This window comes from Streptomyces triculaminicus (assembly GCF_017349075.1).
In the GTDB taxonomy this organism is placed as follows: Bacteria; Actinomycetota; Actinomycetes; order Streptomycetales; family Streptomycetaceae; genus Streptomyces; species Streptomyces triculaminicus.
Genome location: NZ_JAFMOF010000013.1, coordinates 1 through 2,549 on the forward strand (window position 1 = coordinate 1; position 2,549 = coordinate 2,549).

The 2,549-nt window shown below is 68.5% G+C and carries 2 protein-coding genes and 1 pseudogene; 1 reads left to right on the forward strand and 2 read right to left on the reverse strand.

Features of this window, described 5'->3' with window-relative positions:
• Window positions 1-57: 57 nt before the first annotated feature.
• Window positions 58-1,035: a transposase family protein gene (locus tag J1792_RS33750; protein ID WP_372446169.1), complete on the reverse strand. Its 978-nt coding sequence runs from the start codon at window positions 1,033-1,035 to the stop codon at window positions 58-60.
• 172 nt (window positions 1,036-1,207) lie between these two features.
• Here J1792_RS33750 and J1792_RS33755 point away from each other — a divergent pair.
• Window positions 1,208-1,498 (forward strand): annotated as a pseudogene (locus J1792_RS33755) (DUF5994 family protein); the annotation flags it as partial.
• A 25-nt stretch (window positions 1,499-1,523) separates the two neighbouring features.
• On the opposite strand, the gene J1792_RS33760 reads toward J1792_RS33755, so the two are convergent.
• Window positions 1,524-1,946, reverse strand: coding sequence for a YjbQ family protein (locus tag J1792_RS33760; RefSeq protein WP_086566157.1), 423 nt, complete (start codon window positions 1,944-1,946; stop codon window positions 1,524-1,526).
• Window positions 1,947-2,549 lie beyond the last annotated feature (603 nt).

The window sequence follows — 2,549 nt, forward strand, 5'->3', positions numbered from 1 at the left end:
TAACGATCTCGTGCACGGTTGGCCGTGGCGCGTCGTCGACCGCGGACGTACCCGTCTTCAGGCCGCGTGTGTGAGGGGCCTGGTTGCGTTTTGCTGGTGAGATACCAGGGCGGCGACGGCTTGGACGGTCTCGGGCAGTTGTTCACGGCGGCCGTGGTGGCGGGCGAGGGCCTTCCAGTTTTTGAGGTGGGCGATGCCGTGCTCGACGCGGATCCGTCGGGAAGAGTGCGCGTGCTTGGCCTGTGCGTGCATCTCCTCGTACCAAGGCGGCGGGTTCTTTCGGAACTTGCGGTGTGGCGGGGTGACGACCTGGCCGCCGGTCTGGGCGCCGAGTCCCTGGTAGCCGGCGTCGGCCAGGATCTCAACCCAGGGTCCGGTATCGAGGAGGTCGATGAGCCCGGATTCGCGGGCCTGGGTGATGTCCGGGCAGCTGCCGGGCCGGGTCTCGCCGCAGAACAAGAGCCTGCCGGCGGCATCGGTGAGGACCATGGTCTTCACGGCGTTCTGCTTGCTCTTGCCCGAGATGAAGCGGTCCCGGCCGTCCGTTCCCTGGGCGGGGCGGCGGACCCGGATCTCGGTCGCGTCCAAGATGGCCGTGCGACCGCTCTCGCCCAGGTGGCTCACGACATCGGCCAGCGTTCGCAGCCGCATCCCGGGAGCGATAGTGCAGCCTCGCTCGGCCAGCAGTGGCCGGACTTCGCCGATCGCCCTGGTGATGGTGGAGCGGTCCACGCCGAACCAACAGGCCAGCACGTCGTGCGTGGCGCCGTGCCGGAGATGCACGAGTGTGGCCAGTAGCCGGTCGACGAAGACCAGCTTGTGCCGGGCCCCGGCACCCACAGCCCGCTTCCGGTCCCGGGAAACAAGCCGGGCCTGGTGTCGCTCGTGCCACAACGGCCCGAGCTCGGCAACGAGTTCAGCCAGCACCGTCGACGACAGGCCCGTGACCCGCTGGTTCCGAACGATCGCCGCCCTGATCCCCACCACGCTGAACACAACGATCAAGAAGCCGACGCGCCACGGCCAACCGTGCACGAGATCGTAAGTGCCGTTGCAGTACTAGGCAGTGTCCGACGGGGCTGGTGACCGGGCGGCGTCCATGTCGTTCCGACTCTTGTGGGGCGGTGTGATCTATCCGGCGCAGAGTGGGTCCGGCAGTCGAGGTATGAGGTTTTCTGTTCGGGCCCTGTTCGGGCCGCTATTCCGTATCAGCGCCCTGACCGAGCACCTCGGGCCCATCATGCGCGTGGGCCTGGACAGGAGCGCCTGGGAGGAGCTCCCGGCGCGGCTGACCGTCGACGACCGGGTCGTGCACATCGACTCCTTCCCTGTGGGCGACGACACGGTCCTCGTCACCCGGGGCGACAACGATCACTTCGCCCTGCTGGTGATCCCGCCCGACGCGGCACGAGCCGCGATGGCCAAAGCCGTACGGGCCGACAACGTCACCCAGGCCGAACAGATCCTCATCGACACCGGCAGCACCCCGCGGACCTGAACGCCCGGGCAGCAATGGCATCCGGTCAGCCGAGGAAGGACAGCCGGACCTTTCGGCCGGGGGTGTCCCGGCCGGTGGTCACCAGAACGACGGACTGCGAGGTCCCCAGCTCCAGCTCACCGCCGACCACGGGCAGCGTGGCGTGGGGCGGGACCAGGGCCGGGAGCATGTGATCGCGGCCGGGGACCGCACCGCCGTGGCGGTCCTGCCAGCGATCGTCCGCGCGAAGAACCTCACGGAGGGCCGCCAGCAGGTCGTTGTCACTGCCGGCCCCGGTCTCGATGACGGCCAGGCCGGACGTCGCGTGCGAGGTGAAGACGTTCAGCAGTCCGTCTCTCCCGTGAGCGACCTCCTGGAGGAACGCGGAGCACGCGTTCGTCAGGTCGTGCATGGTTTCGGCGGAGCCGGTTGTCACGTCGACAGTGCGGGTGGTGAAGGTGCCAGTCATGGTTCACCAGTACCCGCTGGACAGGAGCAGCGCTGACGGCTGGGCGGGTTGTTCCGCCGGACTCCGATCACCGAAGCCGCCCCCGCCGCCCTGCCGAGGGAGCCGCCACGTGGCGGGAGATCACCCAGGCCGAGATGATGTGCCCTTGTTCTGCCTGGTGGGATTACGTCCCACCGGCTGGAGCGCCTAGTGAGCCGGCGTTCCTCGCACTCGCCGACCGTCACCCATTCGGCGCAGTGTTGTTGGTCCCGGCGTGAGGACCGTTGCCCTTCTGGCCTAAAGCGGTCACACCCACGTGCACAGCGGCTCTCCATGCCCCGTATTCGCTCTTTTGCCGCCACGGGCGCGGTGAGTGCTCTCCTTGCGCTGGGTGGCGTTTCGCTGGCCCCACCAGCCCAGGCACAGCCCACGAGTGCCGGCGCTGGAGGCCTCGTCGCCCGTCCGGCCTTCCGTCGCCACACCCGCCACCCTCGATCCGTTCGGTGTGGGGGCTCTGCTCACGGATGTGCTCCGCAACCCGATCGCCATGTCTACAACACCCCATCGAGCCTGCTCCGCGAATTGGCGTCGCTCAGTGGCGGTACTACCTCCACCTGGTGCCGT